Origin of the sequence: Amycolatopsis sp. NPDC059021, from assembly GCF_042739895.1 — a bacterium.
Classification (GTDB): domain Bacteria; phylum Actinomycetota; class Actinomycetes; order Mycobacteriales; family Pseudonocardiaceae; genus Amycolatopsis.
Window position 1 is genome coordinate 1 of record NZ_JBHYIQ010000081.1, and the last position, 3609, is coordinate 3609.

Here is a 3609-nt window from a genome sequence, read left to right on the forward strand (position 1 = left end):
GGCTAAACGCGGTCCTTAGCATGCCTAAGCGCTGCGTTTAGCCCGCTAACTGCGCTCGGTTGGGGCGCGTGGGGCTGATGTGACGGGTTCGGAGGAGAGCGGGGCCGGTCAGGAGCGCAGGGAGCGGAGGGCCTCGGGGATCGCGGTGACCAGCGCCGAGGCCGAGGTCGGCACCCCACCGGCGGCGAGCGCCCCGGCCAGTGCGTGGACGTGCGCCGCGGACGCCGCCGCGAGCCACGGGTCGAGCCCGGCGGCGAGCAGCGCCCCGATGAGGCCGGTGAGCACGTCGCCCGAGCCCGCCGTCGCCAGCCACGAGCCGCGCGGGGTGTTCACCGCGACCCGCCCGTCCGGCGCCGCGACCACCGTGCAGTGCCCCTTCAACAGCACCACGGCGTCGTACCGCCGGGCCGCCGCACGCGCGGCCGCGACCCGATCGGCCCCGGGTGCCTCGCCCATCAACCGCTCGAACTCGCCCGCGTGCGGCGTCAGCACGAGCGGTGTGTCCGGGTCCCTGGCGTCCAGCACCTCGGGCGCACGGGCGATGATCGTCGTCGCGTCCGCATCAGCACACACCGGCACGCCCTGACCGAGGACGTACCGGAGCACGTCACGGCCTTCCTGCCCGGTGCCGATCCCCGGCCCGACCGCCCACGCCTGCACGCGGCCCGCGTCGCTCACCGATCCAGTGGCGACGATCTCCGGCCAGCGCCCGCGCACCACGTCGGCCGCGTGCCCGGCGTAGCGCACCAAACCGGACGTCGCCCGCACCGCGGACCCTGCCGCCAGTACCGCCGCTCCGGGATAGGTGGCCGACCCCGCCGCGATGCCGACGACGCCTTGGCTGTACTTGTCGTCGCCGGGCCCGGGCACCGGCCACGCGGCGGCGACGTCCGACGATTCCAGCCGCACCAGATCCGGCTCGCCGAGTTCGGGCCGCAGCCCGATGTCCACCAGCGCGACGTCCCCGCAGGCATCGGGTGCCAGCGCGTGCACCGGTTTGAGCGCGCCGAACGTCACGGTGAGCGCCGCACGCACCGCCGGGCCGTCCACCGTTCCGGTGTCCGGATCGACACCACTGGGCAGGTCTACCGCGACGATCGGTGCGGCAGCCCGCTCCACCAGCGCCGCGGCCTCCGGCCGCAACGGGCCACGGGCGGAGATCCCGACGATCCCATCGATGACGACGTCGGCCTTGTCGATCCACTGTGGACCGTCCTCGACGGACACCACACGACCGCCGGATCGGCGCAGCGCCGCGAGCCCTGGGCCGTGCGCGCGTTCGGGCTTCAGCAAGATCGCGGTCACGGCGACATTGCGGCGGCGCAGGAACGCCCCGGCCCACAGCGCGTCACCGCCGTTGTTCCCCGAACCGACCAACAGCACGACCCGACGTCCGGACACGGACCCCGTGCGGTCCGCGAGCAGCGCGGCCGTGCGCGTCGCCAGCCCGAAGGCGGCGCGACGCATGAGTTCGCCGTCCGGGGTGACCGCGAGCAGCCGATCCTCCGCCGCGCGAATCCGTTCCGTGGTCCAGATTCCCTGCACGGCGACGCCTCCGGGAGTTACTCGACGGTGACCGACTTCGCCAGGTTACGCGGCTTGTCGACGTCGTACCCGCGGGTGCGCGCGATCTCGGCGGCGAGCACCTGCAGCGGGACCGTGGACACCAGCGGCTGCAGCAGCGTCGGCACCGCGGGGACCTCGATCAGCTCGTCGGCGAACGGCCGGACCGTCTCGTCGCCCTCCTCGGCGATGACGATCGTGCGGGCGCCGCGGGCCTGGATCTCGCTGATGTTCGACACGAGCTTGGAGTGCAGCACCGCCCGGCCCTTGGGCGACGGCATCACCACGACGACCGGGAGGCCTTCCTCGATCAGCGCGATCGGACCGTGCTTCAGCTCGCCGGCGGCGAAGCCCTCGGCGTGCATGTACGCGAGTTCCTTCAGCTTCAGCGCGCCTTCGAGCGCCACCGGGAACCCGACGTGGCGGCCGAGGAACAGCACAGCCTTCGAGTCCGCGATCCGGCGCCCGAGGTCCCGCACCTGGTCCACAGTGGACAGTACCTTCTGGACAGCGGCGGGCATGGCCTCGAGCTCGGCGAACTCGCGCGCCACCTCGTCCGGGTACTTCGTGCCCCGCGCCTGCGCCAGCGCCAAGCCGACCAGGTAGTTTGCCGCGATCTGTGCGAGGAACGCCTTGGTCGAGGCGACCCCGATCTCCGGCCCCGCGTGGGTGTAGAGCACCGCGTCGGACTCACGCGGGATCTGCGCGCCGTTGGTGTTGCACACGGCCAGCACGCGGGCCTTCTGCTCGCGGGCGTGGCGGACGGCTTCGAGGGTGTCCGCGGTCTCGCCCGACTGCGACACCGCGACAACCAGCGTCGCGCGGTCGAGCACCGGGTCGCGGTAGCGGAACTCGCTGGCCAGCTCGACCTCGACCGGCAGGCGGCACCAGTGCTCGATCGCGTACTTGGCGACCAGGCCGGAGTGGTACGCCGAACCGCAGGCGACGACGAAAACCTTGTCGACGTCGCGCAGGTCCTGGTCGGAGATGCGCTGCTCGTCGAGCATGATCCGGCCGGCCTCGAAGTGCCCGCGCAGCGTGTTCGCCAGCGCCTCCGGCTGCTCCTCGATCTCCTTGAGCATGAAGTACTCGTGGCCGCCCTTTTCCGCGGCCGAGAGGTCCCAGTCGACGGTGAAGGGCTTCGCCTGCGCGGCGTCGCCGTGGAAGTCGGTGACCTCGTAGCCGTCGCGGGTGATCACGACGAGCTGGTCCTGGCCGAGTTCGACGGCCTCGCGGGTGTGCTCGATGAACGCGGCGACGTCGGACGCCACGAAGGTCTCACCCTCGCCGACACCGACGACCAGCGGCGAGGAGCGGCGGGCGGCGACGATCGTGTCCGGCTGGTCGGCGTGGGTCACGACCAGGGTGAACGCGCCTTCGAGGCGGCGGCACACGGCGGCGACGCTGGCGGCGAAGTCACCGGCGGTCTCGCCGGAGGCATACGCGCGGGCGACGAGATGCGCGGCCGTCTCGGTGTCGGTGTCACTGGCCATCTCGACGCCGTCGGCCTCGAGCTCGGCGCGCAGGGCGGCGAAGTTCTCGATGATGCCGTTGTGCACGACGGCGACGCGCTTGGTGACGTCGCGGTGCGGATGCGAGTTGCGGTCGACCGGGGCACCGTGGGTGGCCCACCGCGTGTGCCCCATGCCGGCGGTGCCCTTGAAGGCGTCCCTGCCGACGGCGTCGAGCTCGGCCTCCAGGTTGGCGAGACGGCCCGCCTTGCGCTCGACGTTCAGCGCGCCGGCGCCGTCCAGCACCGCGACGCCCGCCGAGTCGTACCCGCGGTACTCCATCCGCTGCAGTCCACCGAGGACGACGTCCAGGGCCGGGCGGTGTCCGACATATCCCACGATCCCACACACGCGCTCCAGCCTAACGAGGGACATCGCGCCCCCACGCGCGGCTCCGCCACCACGCCCCGGAGCTGCAGTTAGCGGGCTAAACGCGGCGCTGAGCGTGGCTAAGTATCCGAACCGCCCTGGTCCCGGCGAACGCCGCTCCCCGACCGGCTCCCGACCCCGGCGAGCGCGTTTAGCGGGCTAAACG

The 3609-nt window shown here is 72.5% G+C and carries 2 protein-coding genes; both read right to left on the reverse strand.

Features of this window, described 5'->3' with window-relative positions; translation table 11 throughout:
• Positions 1–108: 108 nt before the first annotated feature.
• On the reverse strand, positions 109–1545 hold the full coding sequence (locus ACFWX1_RS35215; RefSeq protein WP_378394118.1) for an NAD(P)H-hydrate dehydratase: 1437 nt from the start codon (positions 1543–1545) through the stop codon (positions 109–111).
• Between the two features lie 17 nt (positions 1546–1562).
• Complete coding sequence (gene glmS / locus ACFWX1_RS35220) at positions 1563–3425, reverse strand: glutamine--fructose-6-phosphate transaminase (isomerizing) (RefSeq protein ID WP_378394119.1); 1863 nt, start codon at positions 3423–3425, stop codon at positions 1563–1565.
• Between the last annotated feature and the right edge of the window lie 184 nt (positions 3426–3609).